We start from the raw sequence: 19,998 nt of genomic DNA, 5'->3' as shown, positions 1-19,998 counted from the left end.
AAGTAACAACGATGAGAGTAAGTGCCTGTGAAACGCCCAAAGGGTTGGTTTAAAAGCGATTTATACTGCGTTATTGATTTTAACAATAGAACCACTATTACTTGCAATCAATGCCTTGCCTAAATCGCTTTTAATTCCAACTGAAACTCGCATCTTGAGGTGGTTTGGGTATATATATTAGTTTAGTATATGTATATAACAAATTGAATATATGAGTGTGCTATGCATGACGTAATACCTTTAATGGTGTACTGCGCAATTTTGGGCAGCGTGGTTGGATTTTTAGCAGGATTATTAGGTATTGGTGGCGGTCTTATAATCGTGCCAGTACTTAGTGCGCTATTAGTGTCGTTTAATGTTGCCGACCCAAGCCATGTATTAGTCATCGCGATAGCAACCTCGTTAGCATCCATTATTTTTACTTCGACGTCTTCAGCCTTTGCTCATCATCGTAATGCTAACGTGCCTTGGGAAATTGCTCCTTGGGTTATGACTGGCGTTGGTCTTGGCGCATTGATCAGTGGCTTTGCAGCAAGCTTTATTCCTGAGCAATTGCTGCGCTTTGTTTTTGCTGGTAGCGTGGTGTTTATCGCACTTAGAATGGTGTTATCGACACGTAAAAAAGCCGCCAGTGAAAAGCCGCTTCCATCAGGGCCTATTCTTGGCTTTTTATGTGCCATAATGGGGGCGCTGTCAGGGCTAATTGGTATTGGTGGTGGGGCGCTTATTGTGCCGCTACTGCATTATTTTTCCGTTGATATTAAAAAGGCCATTGGTTGTGCTGCTGCATGTGGTATTGTCATTGCGCTGTTCGGCTCGGTGGGTTACGTATCTGCTGGGTGGCAATTAACATCTTTCAGTGATGGATTTGCCGGATTTGTGTATTTACCTGCGTTAGTCGGGATTGTGGTTACCTCGTCGCTCATTGCGCCAATAGGTGCCAAGGCCACGCATTACTTGCCTGTGGCAACAATAAAAAAAGTATTCGCGCTATTACTTGTCATAATTGCGCTTAAAATGGTGTTTAGTTAAAGGTTTTTATTTTTATGGCTCTTCAATTTCCAGATATCGATCCGGTTATTTTTTCGGTAGGCCCGCTCAGCGTACGTTGGTACGGTTTAATGTATTTAATTGGTTTTGCTTTGGCGATGTGGCTTGCTAATCGTCAAGCAGAAAAACCAAACTCAGGTTGGACAAAAGAACAAGTTAGTGACTTATTATTTTACGGCATGCTCGGGGTAATACTCGGTGGCCGTATTGGTTATGTATTGTTTTATCAGTTCAGCTACTTTATTGAAAACCCACTGTACTTATTCAGAATTGACCAAGGTGGTATGTCGTTCCATGGCGGTACGCTAGGTGTGATTACAGCCATTGCTATTTTTGCCTGGACACGTAAAAAATCATTATTTGAAGTGGGCGATTTTGTAGTGCCACTGGTGCCGCTTGGTTTACTAGCTGGACGTATTGGTAACTTTATTAATGGCGAACTATGGGGCCGAGTGACTGATGTACCTTGGGCGTTTATTTTCCCATCAGGGGGCCCAGAGCCTCGTCATCCATCACAATTATACGAAGCCTTTTTAGAAGGTTTGGTGCTGTTCTTAATCTTACAATGGTTTATTAAAAAGCCTCGTCCAGCGGGAAGTGTTGCTGGGGTGTTCTTACTTGGCTATGGCGTGTTTAGATTTATTGTTGAATATTTCCGTGAGCCAGATGCTCATTTAGGTTTATTCGCAGGCTTTATCTCGATGGGGCAAATACTGTCATTGCCGATGGTAATTGGTGGCCTTGGTTTGTTAATATGGGCCTATAAAAAGCCGCAACACAGCGTGGCAAGTAAAGCATAACAAGAGCAAATCAATGAAACAGTATTTAGATTTATGTCAGCGTATTGTTGACGAAGGTGTGTGGGTTGAGAACAAACGCACTGGTACCAAGTGTTTAACCGTTATTAATGCCGATCTTGAATATGATGTGGCAAATAATAAGTTTCCGCTAATAACAACGCGCAAGAGCTTTTATAAAGCGGCGATTGCGGAGTTACTTGGTTATTTACGTGGTTACGACAGCGCTGCACAGTTTCGTGATATCGGCTGTATGACTTGGAATGCTAACGCAAACGAAAACAAAGCTTGGCTAGAAAACCCGCATCGTCGTGGTGAAGATGATATGGGTCGAGTGTATGGTGTGCAAGGCCGCAGTTGGCAACGCCCGGATGGCAGCCACCTTGATCAACTTAAAAAAGTTATCGATAACTTGTCAAAAGGGATTGATGATCGAGGTGAAATCGTCACTTTTTATAACCCAGGTGAGTTTGAGCTAGGTTGTTTACGTCCTTGTATGCACACGCACACCTTTTCTTTGTTGGGCGATACTCTATACTTAACATCATACCAACGTAGCTGTGATGTGCCGTTGGGTTTGAACTTTAATCAAATTCAATGTTTTGTGTTGCTTGCATTAGTTGCGCAAATCACTGGTCACAAGCCGGGTAAGGCGTATCATAAAATAGCGAATGCGCATATTTATGAAAACCAACTTGAGTTGATGCGTGATGTGCAGCTTAAGCGTGAGCCTTTCGCGTCGCCAGAATTAAAAATAAACCCAAACATTAAATCACTAGAAGACATTGAAACCTGGGTTATAAAAGATGATTTTGAAGTAGTAGGTTATCAGTGTCACGATGCAATTAAGTATCCGTTTTCAGTGTAAGAACAATAAAATTTAAGGAGAAATCAATGAAAGCTGTGATCCCAGTTGCTGGTCTTGGCACGCGTATGTTACCTGCAACAAAAGCAATTCCTAAAGAAATGCTTCCTATTGTTGACCGCCCGTTGATTCAGTACGTTGTAAATGAAGCAATTTCAGCAGGAATTAAAGAAATTGTTTTAGTAACGCATTCAAGTAAAAACTCAATTGAAAACCACTTTGATACCAGTTTTGAGTTAGAAGCTACGCTTGAAAAACGTGTAAAGCGCCAATTACTTGCAGAAGTACAATCAATTTGTCCGAAAGATGTCACGATTATTCAAGTTCGTCAGGGTGAAGCGAAAGGTCTCGGCCATGCTATTAACTGTGCAGCTCCTATCATTGGTAATGAACCATTTGTAGTTATCTTGCCGGATGTGATCATCGATGATGTAGCAAGCGACCTTAAAAAAGATAACTTAGCTGAAATGATCCAGCGTTTTGAAAGTACGGGTGAAAGCCAGATTATGGTTGAACCTGTGCCACAAAACGAAGTTGATAAGTTTGGTGTAGTAGATTTAGGTGATGTAAAAATTCAACAAGGTGAAAGCGCTGCTATTTTAAACATGGTTGAGAAACCTCCTGTTGATCAAGCACCTTCAAACCTTGCTGTTGTAGGTCGCTACGTATTGAGCAAAAATATTTGGCCATTACTTGCAAAAACCCCAGCTGGTGCTGGTGATGAAATCCAATTAACAGATGCCATTGCTATGCTAATGGAAAAAGAAATTGTTGATGCTTATTCAATGAAAGGTAAAAGCCACGACTGCGGCAGCAAAATTGGTTATTTAAAAGCCATTGTTGAATTTGCACTGCGTCGTGATGAATTCAAAGGTGAGCTAACAGACTTCATTAAGTCGCTGGTTAAATAAGCAATGCAAACCATCTAGTTAAAAATTATGTAAAAAAGTGCCTATATGGCACTTTTTTATTATTTACATAAACCTTACAATTGCCGATTATTACCCAATAAAGGATTTTTCTGATATACCTTTGTCTTAACTCATTGTTACTATTGAATGTAAATTAATTGTTTCATCTTAAGTTTTTTCAATTCAGAACTAAAATAAAAAATTATAGTCGAAACGTTAATTTGTTAGTGGTTATGTTTTATATCTCAAATTATCTTATTAAGTGTTGATGTACAGGTAAGTACTAACAGTGTGCTCTTCTTTGGATAAGAAGTTGTTTTTTAATGGTACTTTAAAGAATCCTGATTATGAAATGCTACTTAAAGTCTTTACGTTACAGTTTATACCTAGTGGTGTTACTAGCTGTATCTGGCTGTAGTAATAATCCTTGGCATTATTTTCTTGAAAATCAAACTCTAAACTTAGATTTTCCCAACCTTTTTAATAAATCGTTCAATCAGCCAAGTACTTATCATGTGCAAATGCAAGCGAGCCCAGATAGGGTAAGCACAAACTATTCATCAGTTAAAACTGTTAAGCAGACTTCAGATAAAAAATTTAGCTCTGTGCCAGAGTCATCGGCAAAGGCTGAGCTTTCTAATCATAGTTATAGTTTTGCTTTACAGCTTATGTCTGTTGGATCTGAACAAGGCCTGGCTTATTCATTTAAAAAAATGGTTAAGCGTGCTCCAAGCATCTTTCAAGGTAAACCGATACTCAATGTTGAAGTAGCACAAGTAAATGAGCATACTTATTATCGTCTTAAGTTTGGCCGTTATAAGTATTTAAAAAATGCGAAAGCCGATTGTGAAGCGATTAAACGACAAGGCATTGATTGCTGGGTAAGCAACTACACTGACAACCGAGTTTATTTTTAGCGTCAAATATTCACTCTAAAGGTGGCATTTTTATTGCTAAGATTTAAGTCTGTTTTTTAGAATTGACGTCACCATGCATTTTTCTATTTTCTCTAAATATCTACTGATAACCATCAGCTTAACTGCTTTGACAGCATGTATGATGAGCCAAGAGCAAACTCAGCCAGCTTATACTGAGCAGCAAGTACAGCAATTTGCTGCCGAGTGGCAAAATCAACAGCCGAGCATTGAGCGCCTTTCAGCCATGGAAAAAGACCTTGCGTTGTTAATCGAAGTGCTATCAGCTAATAGTGATTTAACTGCGCTGCAATCAGCAGAGCCACAAAATGATGTGATTATTCATCAAAGCGAACAAACGCAAGTACTGAAAGCATCATCAACAGACTCACTTGAGGCGATTATTGCAGCAAACAAAGCGGTTGAAGCGGGTGTGCAATTAGGTTTATATTTAACACCGAAAAAAGTTAGTTATCAGGTCTTAAAGCTCAAACGTGATTATCCTGCTGTTTTAAATGGCCTTGATTTTCGTTTTAAAACACGAGAGCAAAAAGGCGTAACCTTGTATGGGTTAAGGGCTGGTCCATTTGCAAATTATACTCAGGCTACTGCATTTTGTGAGATAGCCAAAAGAATGGGGCAAACCTGTGTGACGGCACCATTTATTGGAGAGATGCTTTAAGCATCTTTCCTCTTAAAAATTAGGAAATTAATCTTAAAGTATTTGTTCTAGAGGTCGATAAAGCTTAAGATACAGAAAAATGGCTTAGCCATTTAATTATAAGGACTTAATATGAAATTACCTCTTTCTCTAATTGCATGCTCATTAGCATTTTCTGCTTATGCCACTACTGAATCTTTCAGTGCAACAGTAAAGGTTCAAAACTCAGTCGTTTTAACAAAAGGAAATGATCTAAATTTTGGTACTATTCGTGCCGTAGCCGATCCTTCAGGTGTTGCGCAAGCTGTTTTAACTATCAACCCAGAACCTGATGCAAGCCCTGTTTCAACAAGAACAGATGTATCTCCTGCGATTATTTCAATTATTGAGCAAGGGTCTCCTGCTTCATTTACGGTATCGGAAGCGGTGCCAAATGCGCGTTTGTCGATTACTGATCCCACTGCTAATACTTTAGCTTCTGATGGGCAAGGTTTAAATGAGCCAAACTTTATTGTTGATGGTTGGAGATATTTTATTACTTCTGGCCCAAATGCCAATGCTTACTATCTTCCTGGCAGCCCAAATTTAACAGCAGATGCTGACGGCAGTGTTGAGTTTAACATTGGTGCCAATTTATCTACCGCAAATACATCATCATCTGAGCCTTATCGTGATGTTGAGTATACAGGAACTTTTCAACTAGAAGTTGCCTATTAATTATTAGTTTGGGCAATTTATCATGCGCTTCTTGCTATTAGCCACTGTGCTATTTTCTGTTTTCTCTTTGCCTCTACAAGCAGCGAGCTCAGAGCAACAAGCGCTTGATTTTGGCACTCTGGTTATTTTAGCTAATACAAATATCAGCTCTGTAATTGTCAAAGATGATGGCAGTATCAATACACAGGGCTCTATTTATGTACTTAAAAATGGCCGCCCAGCAGAGTTATTACTCACTGGCTTACCAGCCAGAACTCAGTTAGAGATAAAGCCACTTTCTACAGCTCAGCTAATACATGATGTAGATGGCAGTACAAGTGCTGGATTTTCTGTACGTCTAAATGGTTTTCCCAAATTTGTGATTAGCAATGAGTTTGGTGAGGCAAAAGTATTTATTGGCGGTATTTTAACAACAGATCGTAGCGCTAAAGCATACGCAGATGGTCATTACTCTTCTTCAACTTATTTAGAAATATCAGTCGATTACTAAGGATAGATATGTTCGCAAAACGTCTTTTATGTGGACTCTTTTTTGTTTTATTCAGTCAATACGCAACGGCAAATTTACTTATTTCACCAACGCGAGTTTCATTTGATGAGCGCCAACGTAGCGCAAAAGTCACCGTCATTAATAGTTCAGATGAATATAGAACATATCGCGTGGTATGGAGCGAAAAATTAGCGCTCCCCGCAGGTGGTTACCAAACATTGAGTGAGCCTGTAGCAAGGAGCCTTTCACCAATGACGCGTTTATCCCCAAAGCAAATTCGCTTAGCACCGGGCGAAAGGCAAACGGTTAAAATAGCGATTAGAAAGCCTAAGAATTTGACTAAAGGGGAATATCGTTCTCATTTACTATTTCAAGCCTTACCAAATGAAGATAAAGCAGCTAAGGCTGGGCTTAAAGTAAACATGATTTTGAGTTTTAGTATTCCAGTTATATATCGTGAACAAGGTGAGCTACCAAAAGTTGCATTTCAAACTGCAGAAATAGTTGAAGATTCTCTAAACAAAAAACCAAAAATTGCCGTTAAATTAACAGAAGAACAAGGTTTTAGTAGTTACGGTCGACTTAGCGCGTATGTTACTAACTCTGCAGGTAAACAAGAAAAAATCGCAGAAATCGGGAATCTAAGCTTATACCCTGAAATTGAACAAGCGACTGTATTGTTAGATTTATTCTCTGGTAAACAGATGCCAAAACAAGGGAACATTGAGCTTAAATATCAAGGTGCCGATGAGTATGAAGGCGTCGATTTTGGCTCATATACATTGCCTATTCGACATTAGGGATTAATGCGAAAAAACTTATGAATCGCTTATTTGCGTTAGGGCTTATGCTATTAAGCCCTATTAGCTTTGCTAATTCGACTGTGAGTACAGAGGATGTACTAGCTAGACTCAATGCCATAAAGGCTAAGCTAAATGGCGAGCAGCTTCATGCTCCACAATCAAAGCATACACCTGCTATCAATCATTCTGCAGACACCTTAGACACCCAGCAGCGAATTGCGACTGGGGAGTTTTTGCTATTTTCAATTTATTTAAATGAAAATTACCTCGGTGAGATTTTTGCCCTTAAGTCTGATCAAGACATATTGTTGGGGCTTTCAGGGCTAGTTGATATCTTACAATTAGCAATCAATGTCGATTTATCAGCCGAGAGGGCAGAAGGTTGGTTCATCAACACTAATAAAACCTTTCAATTAACAGCTCAAAAAGAGCTGATTACAGATAACAAAAAGTGGCAGCTTACTGAGCAACAAATTAGTGTTGACGATGATATTTATATTGAGGCAGCAGTACTTGCAGAGGCTTTAGAATTTAAGCACCGCTCTGACTACGCAAGCTTAGAGCTACATATTGAAACTGAGTCTGTTTATCCGGTTGTCGCCCAAGCGCAGCGTCACAAAAAACAACTGCAAAGCTATAGTACTCAAAAACAAGCAACCTTACCTTGGAAACCAAGCCCATATCAGGCCTTATCTGTCCCTGTGGCTGACTTACAATTGAATTATACCCAAGATAATGATGGCAGTCAGGCTAGTTACTCATTACTTGGCTCGCAAGATTTTGCATATTTAACGATGGAATACTTTTTATCGGGTCGTGAAAGTGATTTATTGAATAACTCAAGGCTAACTTTCTCCAAGCAAGATGTGAATAATCAATTATTAGGTCCACTTGCTGCAAGTCTTATTGAAGTAGGTGATGTCACAGCTACGCAAGTTGGCAGCCGTTATAACAACCAATACGGTCGCGGGGTTAAAATTTCGAATTATCAACTAGGGCAAGCTATTGATAATAATCGGGTGAATCTAACTGGTGCAGTACAGCCAGGTTGGGATGTTGAATTATATCGTAATGGCATTTTGATTGATCAGCAGCTGAGCTTGACTGATGGTCGCTATGTTTTTGCTGATATTGATTTACTGTTTGGTGAAAACAGCTTTGAGTTGATCTTTTATGGCCCACAAGGACAAGTAGAGCGAAAAACTGAGTATTACTACATTGATGGCACGCAGCTTGAGCAAGGGGAAGCTGTTTATGAGTTTTCTGTTTCAGAGCAAGGTGAGCAGTTACTTGGCAGCAGTAACTACAGTGCCAACAAGGGCTGGGTTGCTGCAGGGCGATACCAATATGGTGTGAGTGATAACATTGCCATGTATTCAGGCTTCATGGCGCAAAAACGAGAGCAAGATGAGCTATATCATGTTGCTCTAGGAACGAACCTTAGCTTGTTAGACAGGTTTTTGGTTAATCTGGAATATGAAGAAAACAATCAACAACAAAGAGAATTTGAATTAACAACAAGAACTAAATTGGCTGATCAGTCTTTGCTATTCAGCGCAACGAACCGTACTGATAATCAGAATGGTCGAGATATAACGCTGAAAAGCTATCAGTTTGATATGTCTGGTGAGCTGATGAAAAATGATTTTGGGCGGCTCAATTATCAGAATAACTTTCTGATTCAACACGCACAAAGTGGTGATTTAAAGCAAGTTTATAACCGTTTAAATTACAACTATGCAAACGTCTCTATAAATAATTTATTGCAGTGGCAAGACTTAAGTGTTGGGCAAGAAAGTGTTGATGGTACGACGCGTTTACAAACACGCCTAGGTAGAGTGTATAGTCGGTTTGGGGTTAATTATCGACTCTCTCCGGTTAGTGAAATAGTGAGTTATGAAGCTGAGTTTAGCAGAAGTTTAGGCCCAAGCTTACAAACAGAACTAACTTTAAGGGATTCTCTAGATTACGATGTTCAGTCTGCCGAATTAGGATTAACGTGGCAAAATGACAGGATTAACTTAAGCAGTAATGTCAATTACGACAGCAATGAACAATGGCAAATTCGCTTAAATAGTCGATTTAGTTTTGGTTTTGATAGTCAATATAATCAGCCATTTATGAGTAATCGAACATTGACCAATACTGGTAGCTTGATGGTTAATGTGTTTTTAGATGAAAATGATAATGGCCTTAAAGACTACAATGAAAAAGGCTTGGCGGGTGTTAAAGTAAAAGGCTTACAAAATTATCGCCAAGCTATTACCGATGAACAAGGTATTGCGATTCTTTCAGCTATGCCAGCTAATCGCACAACAGATATAGTGCTCGATCGTGACAGTTTTTCTGACCCTTTTATGATCCCTGCCCACGATGGTTTCTCCATAACACCACGAGCAGGTTTTGTTGAGTACATGGATTACCCAGTAAATAATGCCAGCGAAATAGAAGGTACTGTTTATCAGCAAACAGAGCAAGGCTCTAATGTTCAACCTTATGCCCAAATTACTTTAGTGGATGAACAAGGTAATGATGTAGCTACTACGCAAGCGGCTTATGATGGCTATTACTTGTTTACTGATATTAAACCCGGTAAGTATAAAGCGGTTGTTGATAAGCAATACCAAGAGCAAAAATCACTGACCAGTGCTCAAACACACAAAATACAATTATCGCCTAAAGGTGATGTGCTGGTGGGGGTTGATATTACTTTGCGACCACTCGAAAAGCGCCAAGGATATATAGCGAGTATTGGTAAGTTTAATTCACTGAAAATTTTAAAAGTGTATTACTCATTGGTGAAACAGCGTTTGTTACAGCAAGGGCTACATAACGCTTTTTATATACACGATAAAGCAAATGCACACTACACGCTTGCGATAGGCTTTGACCCACAGTCTGCAAACGAGCTTGAGCAGCAATGTGTGCAGCTAATATCACAAGCAATTAAATGCCATGTAACAGAACAGCATGTTCAACACTAGCAAGGAGCAAATTATGGTTTTTACTACTTTTCAAAATCTGAAGAAAGTACGGTTAGTCTTACTGGTTACTCCTATCATTGGTTGCCAAAGCATGTCAGAGCCACAAGTGAGTGAAGAAAACTTAGTAAAAATTAGCCAGCAAGAGCTTATAGAGCTGAGGCAGTCGCATCAGCAATTCCAAGCGATGAAGCCAGAGCTTGAACGCTTGCTGACAATAGAAAGTGAGTTAACCTTACTCACTGAACAACTTACTTTGCTAAATGCGCAGCAAACTGAGCCTGAAAAGACTAAACAGTCATCCGTAACCGCACCTCAGTTTATAGCTGAGCCTACAGCCAAATTTGCACTACAACTTGCTTCCGTAACAGAATTACCTCGACTAACAGCTCGCCTTGCTGAAATTAAAAAACAAGCGCCGGCGCTATTTAATGGCCAGTTTATTGCTAATGTAGAGTCAGTAACTGTGAACGGCAGCACTTTTCATCGTTTGAAAATTGGTGCATATCAACAAAAGCAGCAAGCAGCTAATGATTGTAAAAAGTTAGCATCAGTCGGGGTGGCATGCTTGGTATCACATTATGTACAGAATCCGCTTGATTTATCTCATCAACAATAATACTTAGGCATAATTATTGCTTTGTACTTACTAAGTTTAGTGAGGATGGCAATTATGCGTCTGTTATTTTATTCCGTTTTTTTAGTGTTGGTGGGTTGTAGCTTAACTGAAGAGCCACAAAAAACGCCCCCTAGAGAAACCCCAAAATCGCCGATGGCACCTTATACGGTGCATCAATACGTTGCTGATTTAAGTAGTCAGCTGAGCCGTATTCAAGGCCCTTACAAAGGCAATGCACGTATTGCTGTGACCAGTTTTTATATGGCTGATGGCTTAGGTACTGATTTAGCAGAAGATCAGGGCAGTGGCTTGAGTCAGCAAATTCAAGAAAGTTTATTAACGCAATTTACTCAGCTTGGTTTTCATACCATTGAGTATCGATTAGAAAATACTTTAAATTTGCAGCAATCGGCCGATAGTGTACTTAGTCGTGATGTAAATACCTTACGTCAACGTCAGGATATTGACTTTGTTATTACCGGCACACTGACGCGGCAACAACATGCCTACATAGTAAATGCCCGATTAGTGAATACCAAAGATCTGCGAATTGTGTCAGCAGCAAGCACTGAGATCCCTATCAATGTAATGTGGGGCGCTGAAAAAGTTCAGCAACGTGATGGCCAGTTGTATCGAAGCGAATATTAAGAGGAACTCATTTAATGAAACGTTTAATTTTAACTTTATGTTTGCCTTTTGGCTTTGGTTGCTCATCAATGTTAACTGGTGATGTAACACAACACGATAATGATCCTCAGTTAGCTGCGCAAAGAGAAGTCGCCGCGCCACATAGTAACGACAGTGTGTTTCAAACCAATCAGGCGGTGATGAATAACAGCACCTTTACAGCAGCACCAACGCGTAAAAATATTAATCACTATGTGCGTGGCATCATGCAGGATCTTGTTGAAAACTTGCAATATGTTAGCGATAGCACGCCGGTTGCTGTTTCAAGCTTTATATACCTTGATGCAGATTACAACTCAACGAATTTGCTAGGTAATCAAATTGCCGAAAGTTTCATTCATGAGCTTCACGCATTTGGTGTACCTGTCATTGATTTTAAAACCACTGATTATATGCGTGTCACGCCAACTGGTGACTATGTTTTCAGTCGTGATTATTTAGAGCTAAGCCAAGATCAAAACTTCAATTATGTATTGGCAGGTACTTTGGTTAATCATCAAAGTGGTGTGCTCGTTAATGCCCGAATTGTTGGTTTAGCAAGCAAAGCTGTTGTAGGGTCCGCGCAAGGTTTTATCCCGCAATCAGTGGTTGATGCCCTTGATAGTACCAACCGCAGTGATGGTATTACACTAAAACAAGCAAGTGAGTAAGCTATGAAAGGTTTTATTTTAGCATCGTTAACGCTCGCACTATCTGGCTGCCAATTGCTGCCAGAGCAATCAGCAGAGCCGCAAAATACAGCTCAAAATGTACCTGCATCAGCAAATACTCAAGTCGATTACGTTGCTATGCTACAAGCGCTTGAACAAAATGATATGCAGCAGGATAACGCTAACCATCGTTTATTTGTGCCTTATCAACATCATAAAACCGTTGTTAATTATGTCGAGCAAATGGCCCTTGAGTTAGTGGATACCATGCAACAAGAAAGCGAGTTAGGAATAGCCATAACTAGCTTTGTTGATTTAGATGCGAGCCTAAAAAATAGCTCTCAACTTGGTAATCAACTCTCTGAAACAATGATGCACCAGCTGCAAAAATTTGGCTTTGGCGTTGTTGATTTTAAAGCGATGGATATCATTAGTGTGACCTCTCGTGGTGATTTTGTGATGTCGCGAGATGTAGAAGCGTTAGCCGAGCGTCGCATCGCGAGCCATGTACTTACAGGCACGCTGATATACCGCCCAAATGGTGTTGAAGTGAATGCTCGAGTAATTAACTTAAACTCAAAGCTGGTTATTGCCAGCGCACAAAAAGTGATCCCTTATTTTGTGCTAAAAAATGAGTCAATCAAATCAGCAACTGCTCGCGTTAACTAGCCTCATTATTGTGCCAATCGACTTACTAACAAGTCGATTGGTTTATTCTCTTGATTACCAAAGCCTTAGACCGTTATAATTTTCTGTAAGCTGTAAGCTGTAAGCTGTAAGCTTTACCTCAGCTTTTGAGTGGCCTCTTAGTTAAATGGATATAACGGCCCCCTCCTAAGGGGCAGTTACAGGTTCGATTCCTGTAGGGGCTACCAATTACTTGTTTCATTGTAATTCATCGTAATTCAAAAAAACTGTAAAGCGCTATTTTAAAAGGCTTATAGGCTGTCATTGTGTTTCAAGGGGTATCGCCATAGCTCATTTTTTTAGTTACACTGGATGTTACACCGAACCAATGATGACTTGTTGGTGTAACATAAATATGTAACCAGATGAAATTTAAAGAAAGAAAAGAAATTTTAGTTTTTTCTTATTTTCTAAGCGCTGGTTGCCTGTTCGACAGTGGAGCGTTAAATGCCTAAATTAGTTACCCCATTAAATGACACACAAGTAAAAAAAGCGAAGCCAAAAGAAAAGGAATATCTTTTATCTGATGGCAAAGGCCTTGCTTTAAGAGTTAAGCCAAATGGCTCAAAAATGTGGTTATTTACTTACTCTAAACCCTACACTAAAAAAAGAGCTCAAATTAGTTTTGGCATGTATTCAGATGTAACTTTGTCTGATGCTCGCACGAGCAGAAGTGAGGCCAGAGCTTTACTAGCAAAGGACATAGATCCTAAAGAGCATAAAGAAGCATTTGCTAACGATAAAGCTGCTGAAGCAAAAAGTACATTTGAAGCCGTAGTTAAAGAGTGGATAGCCTTAAAAGAGCCAAAAGTAAGCGCGCGATATGCTTTTAATTTACGGAGAGGCTTTGAGCTCCACTTGTTTCCCTCTTTAGGGAAAGTGCCCATTAGCAAGTTATCGGCACAACAAGCAATTGAGACCTTAAAGCCTCTAGCCGCAGCTGATAAGCTCGATATTCTTGGGCGTATTTGTCGCAGAGTAAATGAGGTTATGGAGTTTGCTATTAATACTGGCAGAATACAAACTAATAACCTAAGTGGTATAAGTAAAGCGTTTGATTCTGCCAAGCATGAAAGCATGGCTAGCTTCACACCTCAGGAACTTCCTAAACTTATTAGCATAGTGAATAGCGCTAATATTAAGTTGATGACACGTTGCTTATTTGAATGGCAACTACATACCATGGTTCGCCCTGGTGAAGCTGCCGGAGCCGCTTGGCATGAAATAGACTTTGAAAATAAACAGTGGAATATACCTGCTAAGCGAATGAAAAAGCGAAAACCCCATTCAGTACCACTAACACCGCAGGCATTAGCTTTACTTGAATATTTAAAACCCATAAGCGGCCATCGAGAATTTGTTTTTCCAGCAGATAAAGACCCTCGAAAGCACCTCAGCCGAGAAACATTAGGTGCGGCTCTAAGGCGTATGGGTTTAATTGGCAAGCAAACTGCGCATGGGTTAAGAGCGCTTGCAAGCACCACATTAAATGAGCAAGGTTTTGATGCTGATGTTATTGAAGCAGCTTTAGCGCATGTAGATAAGAACAAAGTTCGCGCTGCTTATAATAGAACCGATTACCTAGAGCGCAGGCGAAAAATGATGTGCTGGTGGTCTGAGTATATTGAAGCGGCTAGTAAGGGAAATTACTCTGTTACTGGCAGCCAACATTTGAAAGTAGTTTAAAAGGGTGGGGAGCATGGGCAAGAAGTACATCAACAATACGAATGACAGGGATATTGCTTGGTTTAACATCGACAATTATAAATATATTGAAGAGCTGTCCGAGCAAGATGTGATCATAGAGTTTGATATTCGAAAGAGGATTTTTCAAGGTGATCTTTCAGGTGTTGCTTCTGGTTGGTCTATCAATTTAAAAACTGCTATGGGGATTGAAGATACAGGTTTGTTAAGAATTTTTATTAATAGGGTTCTTGATGGAAAGCCAAGTATTCGCGCCTATACAAAAGAGGTTGATTATATGAGAGAGCTAGCGAAAGAATATATGCTAGATAAGTATCAGTATGATTTGATTAGCCCTGCTCATGATTTAATTAATGACGATATACGTTTCAATGTGAGAGAGCATAAAATTTGGCTTGCAAGTGTAGGTTGTATTATTGGGAGTTATGAGTTTCTTGAAAACAAAAATTTATTAATCGACACATGTGAGTTTAATGATGAAATTAAAGATATAAAAAGCCGAAAATTTGAATCAGAGGTAGATAAAATTAAAGAGTTGGCGAAGGCTAGCTTTAAAAAAGCAGAGAGCCTATCAAAAGCAGTTAAAAGCTCAAAGGCGCCTTTCTCTTCACATCTTAGAAGTGGTCATGCGCTTTGCAAAGTCGATCTGGCAAGCTTTAGTGATGCCGAACTAGTTGCTCACTTTCAAAAGTCACTCGTTGAGTGGAGGGAGCTTTTAGGAGTGCCTGAACCTGAAAGAAAAGTGTCTACTCCAAGAGTGATAGGCAAACTAATAGAGTTTAGAATTATTCCCTTGTTAGATTTATTTATTTGGGAAATTGAGAATGATGCGAAAATTAAAAAAAGTACATTATCCATACTTCTGTTTCCTGAAGGAGGAAGCGGCGAGACGCTACTAGAAAGTGGTAAGGGAAAAATCATTAGGTTTCTAGATAAAGTAATGGCTTCAAACTTTGACTTTAAAGATGAATAAACTTGGGGCTATTTTTATTTTATTTTTTTGCGGGGTAAAAAAAACTTTTAAAACTGCCCTTTGTTAGTTTTTCTTAACCTCTAACATTCGCCTTGAGCTAAAACGAAACAAGGCGAATTTCTATGAACAATAAAATTTTACGAATTCATGAAGTAACCAAGTTGACCGGTTTAAGCCGTGCAACTATTTGGCGCAAAGAGCGTGAAGGACTGTTTCCTTCTAGAAAGCAGCTAGGCTTAAACTCGGTTGGTTGGTTTGAATGTGATGTTCAGCAATGGCTCGAAAACCTACCAAGTGTAAAACATAATAAAGGGACGGCATAATGGGTGCTGTGAGCGGTAACCAAGCAGCAATCCCAGCTCCTAAAAAGCCGCAATCTAAAACAGAGCGCGCTAACTTATATATTCTTGCTCACCCCGAAGGTGCGACAGAATTAGATATTTTACATAATGCTGGTTTATCGAGTGGAAGAAACTACTTTACAGATCTTGAGCGTGATTATGGTTTTACATTTACTCGTGAAAAAATACCTAATTCAGATGGTATCGGCGGTCATTTTAAATATAGCTTTAGCTCTTTAGATGTTGCTGAAATCATCATAAAAGCGATAAATAAAAGCCGTACAAAACGCAAATTAGCTGAGTTCACACCTGAGCAAAAAGCTGTGCTTTTAAAGCCAATAAATCACCTCCTAGGTAACTAGGGGGCTGTATGGTTAAGCTTATTGATCTAATTAACCGTGGTGATGTTATTAGCATTACTAATGGTCAATTAAGTATTACTCCCAAAAGTGGAAAGCCAGTTCCTAGCGATTGGCTTTCCACTCATCAAAACATCTTAGTTGAGCAGATAAGTAATGTGGTGCTAAAACCAATATATCAGTTTGAATATTTCAATGTAGGGCGATATAGCGCGAGGTTTGATGGCTTAACAATGAGTTTTATTGATTTAAAACTACACAAAGATTACTTCACAATTTTTAATGTTTCACTGAGCCGTAAAAAAAAGAACGGACGTTTACCCGGTAAGTTATTTAACCCACCAAGGCGAGGAGATTTATTAAAGTTTTGGAACTCCTCAAACCTACCCCAACCGAGACGGCCCAGTGAGCTTTATAAAAAAATAAACTCGATGAAAAGCTATTTATGGCAAGCTGAAATTAGCAAAGGAAATAAGCTAGATTCTAAAACACTTCAATTAGCTAACATAAGTTACCAGCAAATTGCGGAGGCAATTAATAGTGGCACAAATGGGTTATGCCAAGGGCAGTCTAGTGGCATAAAAGTGGCGCCCAATCAGGTTAAAGTGAAGGGACAACATTCAAGGGCAGATTATAGTGGCGCTGATGTACTTGAAAGCCATGTAGACCGTAACTTAGAGGGTTATACTACTACGTGCTTAAATAACCACGGGTATAATAATCTACGTGCTATTAATTCTACGGGTATAGATAAGTACGATACGAGTAAACAAGGTAGTACGGTAGACGGTAGGCAACCTTCTAGTAGTACCCACTACATAAATAAAAGACTGAGACCTCAAGATCAGTCACATGAAGAATGGTTAGCAGACTTTGATAATGCTACAGAAATTTAGATTTAAAGGTTTACCTTAAGAAGATAAAAGCGGTCATTATTTGGTACGTTTTTTAGATTGATCCATTTATTTTTATTTAAAAAACAGTTGCATATGATTTTTTTATGTTTTTTAAAAGTGGTCAATAAGCGATTTGATCCCTAATTTAGCGATGTTAGAGATAAAAATATTTTCATACCAAGCACGATCTTTACATGTGATAAGTGTATTTATGTAAATCATGCAAAATCATTTTGATTATCCTCTAAAGTTTTTATAGCATGACTGATAAACTGTAGAGCGTGATGAATGAGTGCGAATTCATACTAAACTAGTGTTATTTGTTGCGTCATAAGGGATGGTTTAAGTTATGGATAAAAGAAAGCTCAGCGAAACCGATATAATCAGTAAGTTTATTCTACCCGCAGTTAAAACCGCAGGGTGGGACGACATAACTCAAATACGCCAAGAGGTTAAACTACGTGATGGTAAAGTAATCGTCCGTGGGCAACTTGGTGTACGTAAAACGGTTAAATCGGCTGACATAGTCCTTTACCATAAACCTAGCATGCCGCTTGCTGTTATTGAAGCTAAAGCCAATAAGCATGAAGTAGGCAAAGGGCTACAACAAGGCTTAGATTACGCCAGGCTGCTTGATGTACCGTTTATATTCGCCTCTAATGGTGATGGCTTTATTTTCCACGATAAAACCAAGCTAGGCACGCCTGATGCGCATAACCTCGAAACCGAAATACGCTTAGAAGACTTTCCATCACCGCAAGAGCTTTGGGTTAAATATTGTGCCTACAAGGGCTATACCGAATCGCAACTCCCTATAATAAACCAAGCCTATTATGATGATGGTAGTGGTAAGCACCCGCGTTACTATCAGCTCCAAGCCATTAATAAAACAGTAGAGGCCATATCGTCAGGTAAAGACCGCGTACTCCTCGTTATGGCAACAGGAACCGGTAAAACCTATACCGCGTTTCAAATCATTTGGCGCTTATGGAAATCACGCGCTAAAAAACGCATCTTGTTTTTAGCCGACCGCAACATATTGGTCGATCAAACACGTATTAACGACTTTCAGCCGTTTGGTACGTCAATGACCAAAATTACCGGCAGAACAATCGACCCCGCTTACGAAATACATCTAGCACTATACCAAGCACTAACAGGGCCAGAAGAATCTCAAAAAGCGTTTAAGCAGGTTGACCCTGACTTTTTCGACCTTATTATCATCGACGAGTGCCACCGTGGTAGCGCAAGTGAAGATAGCGCATGGCGCGAAATACTCACCTACTTTAAAGGGGCTGCTCAAGTAGGCTTAACCGCGACACCAAAAGAAACCGACGAAGTATCAAACACCGATTACTTTGGTGACCCTGCTTATACCTACTCCCTTAAAGAAGGGATAGAAGATGGCTTTTTAGCACCATACAAAGTGGTACGTGTCGATCTTGATGTAGATCTTCAAGGTTGGCGGCCAACAAAAGGGCAAGTAGATAACCAAGGCGAAATAATAGAAGACCGTATATACAACCAAAAAGACTTTGACCGCACAATGGTCATAGACGAGCGTACCCAGCTGGTGGCCGAAACCATTACTAATTACTTAAAGCGTACAGACCCTATGGCTAAAACCATCGTGTTTTGTAACGACATAGATCACGCCGAACGTATGCGCCGGGCCATTGCTAATTTAAACCCAGAGCAAATGGCTAAAAACGATAAATACGTGATGAAGATCACCGGCGATGACGAACTAGGTAAAGGCCAGCTCGACAACTTTATAAACCCTAAACGCCCTTACCCAGTAATTGCTACCACCTCAGAGCTTATGACCACAGGGGTAGACGCTAAAACCTGTAAGCTAGTAGTGCTTGATCAAAACATACAATCAATGACCAAGTTTAAACAAATTATTGGCCGTGGTACCCGTATTGATGATAAGTACGGCAAGCTGTGGTTTACCATACTCGACTTTAAAAAAGCCACCGAACTGTTTGCCGATGAACGTTTTGATGGCACCCCCGAAAAAGTAATAAAGGTAACGCCAACCGACATTGAAAACGAAGACGTTGATATTGAATCACAAGACGATACAACTGCCGAAGAGCAGCCAGATAACGTATTCGATGATCAACCAACCGGCGATGAAAGCAATGCCAATAACGACACCATAAATGATCCTAAAGGCGATGGCAGCCTTGATGGTGAATGGGACGATGAAACTAATAAAATGGTTAAGTACCGCGTATCAGGCGTAACCGTTAATAAAGTCGCAGAGCGAGTACAGTATTACGATACCGACGGTAAACTTGTTACCGAGTCATTTATAGATTACACCCGTAAAACTATGAGCAAGCAGTACAGTTCACTGGATGACTTTGTAAAACGCTGGAACGAATCAGACCGTAAGCAAGCCGTAATAGATGAACTTGCCGAAGAAGGTATTATTTGGTCAGCGCTTGAAGAGGAAGTTGGCAAAGATATGGACCCATTTGATATGATCTGCCATGTAGTTTACGACCAACCACCCCTTACCCGTAAAGAGCGCGCAGATAACGTACAAAAGCGTAACTATTTCACTAAATATTCGGGTACCGCACACACAGTACTCGAGAACCTTCTGTTAAAATACGCCGATGTAGGCGTGCAAGAAATAGAATCTATGCAAGCACTTAAAGTGGCGCCATTTAACGAAATTGGCAGCCTAAGTGAAATAGTAAAAAAAGGCTTTGGTGGCAAACCACAATACGAGCAAGCACTTAAAGAGCTCGAGGCCGAAATTTACCAAATGCCAGCGCCTAAAACAGCTTAAATTTATGTTTGCTGTTGCTATTTATCAGCGTCAGCAAACATTGAACCATTTAAATTAAACAGCTTTCATATTTGCCTTTAGCCGCTG

At 39.8% G+C, this 19,998-nt stretch carries 20 protein-coding genes and 1 tRNA gene; all 21 read left to right on the top strand.

Features of this window, described 5'->3' with window-relative positions:
* Window positions 1-222: 222 nt before the first annotated feature.
* The 21 genes from ABMY41_RS09040 to ABMY41_RS08940 all read left to right on the top strand — a co-directional run bounded on the left by ABMY41_RS09040 (window position 223) and on the right by ABMY41_RS08940 (window position 19,911).
* Window positions 223-1,032, top strand: a complete 810-nt coding sequence (locus ABMY41_RS09040; protein ID WP_349274534.1) for a sulfite exporter TauE/SafE family protein — start codon at window positions 223-225, stop codon at window positions 1,030-1,032.
* A 14-nt stretch (window positions 1,033-1,046) separates the two neighbouring features.
* Window positions 1,047-1,850, top strand: a complete 804-nt coding sequence (lgt, locus tag ABMY41_RS09035; RefSeq protein WP_054562237.1) for a prolipoprotein diacylglyceryl transferase — start codon at window positions 1,047-1,049, stop codon at window positions 1,848-1,850.
* A 13-nt stretch (window positions 1,851-1,863) separates the two neighbouring features.
* The gene (locus ABMY41_RS09030; protein WP_349274533.1) at window positions 1,864-2,715 is read left to right on the top strand and encodes a thymidylate synthase; all 852 of its coding nucleotides are present in this window, start codon (window positions 1,864-1,866) and stop codon (window positions 2,713-2,715) included.
* A 26-nt stretch (window positions 2,716-2,741) separates the two neighbouring features.
* Window positions 2,742-3,623 carry a UTP--glucose-1-phosphate uridylyltransferase GalU gene (galU, locus tag ABMY41_RS09025; protein ID WP_217874756.1) on the top strand — a complete coding sequence of 294 codons (882 nt, stop codon included), beginning with the start codon at window positions 2,742-2,744 and terminating at the stop codon, window positions 3,621-3,623.
* Window positions 3,624-3,970: 347 nt separating this feature from the next.
* Window positions 3,971-4,540 (top strand): SPOR domain-containing protein, encoded by a 570-nt coding sequence (locus tag ABMY41_RS09020; protein ID WP_349274532.1) that lies wholly within the window; start codon window positions 3,971-3,973, stop codon window positions 4,538-4,540.
* A 73-nt stretch (window positions 4,541-4,613) separates the two neighbouring features.
* The gene (locus ABMY41_RS09015; RefSeq protein ID WP_349274531.1) at window positions 4,614-5,219 is read left to right on the top strand and encodes an SPOR domain-containing protein; all 606 of its coding nucleotides are present in this window, start codon (window positions 4,614-4,616) and stop codon (window positions 5,217-5,219) included.
* 111 nt (window positions 5,220-5,330) lie between these two features.
* Entirely contained in the window at window positions 5,331-5,915 is a 585-nt protein-coding gene (locus ABMY41_RS09010) for a DUF4402 domain-containing protein (RefSeq protein WP_349274530.1), read from the top strand.
* Between the two features lie 22 nt (window positions 5,916-5,937).
* Window positions 5,938-6,405, top strand: coding sequence for a DUF4402 domain-containing protein (locus ABMY41_RS09005; RefSeq protein WP_349274529.1), 468 nt, complete (start codon window positions 5,938-5,940; stop codon window positions 6,403-6,405).
* Between the two features lie 8 nt (window positions 6,406-6,413).
* Entirely contained in the window at window positions 6,414-7,205 is a 792-nt protein-coding gene (locus ABMY41_RS09000; protein WP_349274528.1) for a fimbria/pilus periplasmic chaperone, read from the top strand.
* 20 nt (window positions 7,206-7,225) lie between these two features.
* A complete protein-coding gene (locus ABMY41_RS08995; RefSeq protein ID WP_349274527.1) occupies window positions 7,226-10,192 on the top strand; it encodes a hypothetical protein in 2,967 nt (988 codons plus the stop codon).
* A 13-nt stretch (window positions 10,193-10,205) separates the two neighbouring features.
* Window positions 10,206-10,808: an SPOR domain-containing protein gene (locus tag ABMY41_RS08990; protein WP_217874752.1), complete on the top strand. Its 603-nt coding sequence runs from the start codon at window positions 10,206-10,208 to the stop codon at window positions 10,806-10,808.
* 54 nt (window positions 10,809-10,862) lie between these two features.
* Window positions 10,863-11,456, top strand: a complete 594-nt coding sequence (locus ABMY41_RS08985; protein ID WP_349274526.1) for a FlgO family outer membrane protein — start codon at window positions 10,863-10,865, stop codon at window positions 11,454-11,456.
* A gap of 14 nt (window positions 11,457-11,470) precedes the next feature.
* Window positions 11,471-12,145, top strand: a complete 675-nt coding sequence (locus tag ABMY41_RS08980; protein WP_058586441.1) for a FlgO family outer membrane protein — start codon at window positions 11,471-11,473, stop codon at window positions 12,143-12,145.
* 3 nt (window positions 12,146-12,148) lie between these two features.
* Window positions 12,149-12,814: a FlgO family outer membrane protein gene (locus tag ABMY41_RS08975; RefSeq protein WP_349274525.1), complete on the top strand. Its 666-nt coding sequence runs from the start codon at window positions 12,149-12,151 to the stop codon at window positions 12,812-12,814.
* Window positions 12,815-12,945: 131 nt separating this feature from the next.
* Window positions 12,946-13,020, top strand: a tRNA-Arg gene (locus tag ABMY41_RS08970).
* Between the two features lie 259 nt (window positions 13,021-13,279).
* A complete protein-coding gene (locus ABMY41_RS08965; RefSeq protein WP_349274524.1) occupies window positions 13,280-14,518 on the top strand; it encodes an integrase domain-containing protein in 1,239 nt (412 codons plus the stop codon).
* Between the two features lie 13 nt (window positions 14,519-14,531).
* Window positions 14,532-15,509 (top strand): DUF6387 family protein, encoded by a 978-nt coding sequence (locus tag ABMY41_RS08960; protein ID WP_349274523.1) that lies wholly within the window; start codon window positions 14,532-14,534, stop codon window positions 15,507-15,509.
* A gap of 122 nt (window positions 15,510-15,631) precedes the next feature.
* Complete coding sequence (locus ABMY41_RS08955) at window positions 15,632-15,832, top strand: AlpA family phage regulatory protein (protein WP_349274522.1); 201 nt, start codon at window positions 15,632-15,634, stop codon at window positions 15,830-15,832.
* Window positions 15,832-16,212, top strand: coding sequence for a hypothetical protein (locus ABMY41_RS08950; RefSeq protein ID WP_349274521.1), 381 nt, complete (start codon window positions 15,832-15,834; stop codon window positions 16,210-16,212). The genes ABMY41_RS08955 and ABMY41_RS08950 overlap by 1 nt, the downstream gene beginning before the upstream one ends.
* Before the next feature lie 8 nt (window positions 16,213-16,220).
* Entirely contained in the window at window positions 16,221-17,105 is an 885-nt protein-coding gene (locus ABMY41_RS08945) for a hypothetical protein (protein WP_349274520.1), read from the top strand.
* Between the two features lie 349 nt (window positions 17,106-17,454).
* On the top strand, window positions 17,455-19,911 hold the full coding sequence (locus ABMY41_RS08940; RefSeq protein ID WP_349274519.1) for a DEAD/DEAH box helicase family protein: 2,457 nt from the start codon (window positions 17,455-17,457) through the stop codon (window positions 19,909-19,911).
* Window positions 19,912-19,998: the final 87 nt, after the last annotated feature.

It is taken from the genome of Pseudoalteromonas sp. BZA4, from assembly GCF_040104395.1.
Classification (GTDB): Bacteria; Pseudomonadota; Gammaproteobacteria; order Enterobacterales; family Alteromonadaceae; genus Pseudoalteromonas.
The sequence above is the reverse complement of the archived record's forward strand: the minus strand, read 5'-3'. Positions and strand labels throughout refer to the sequence as shown.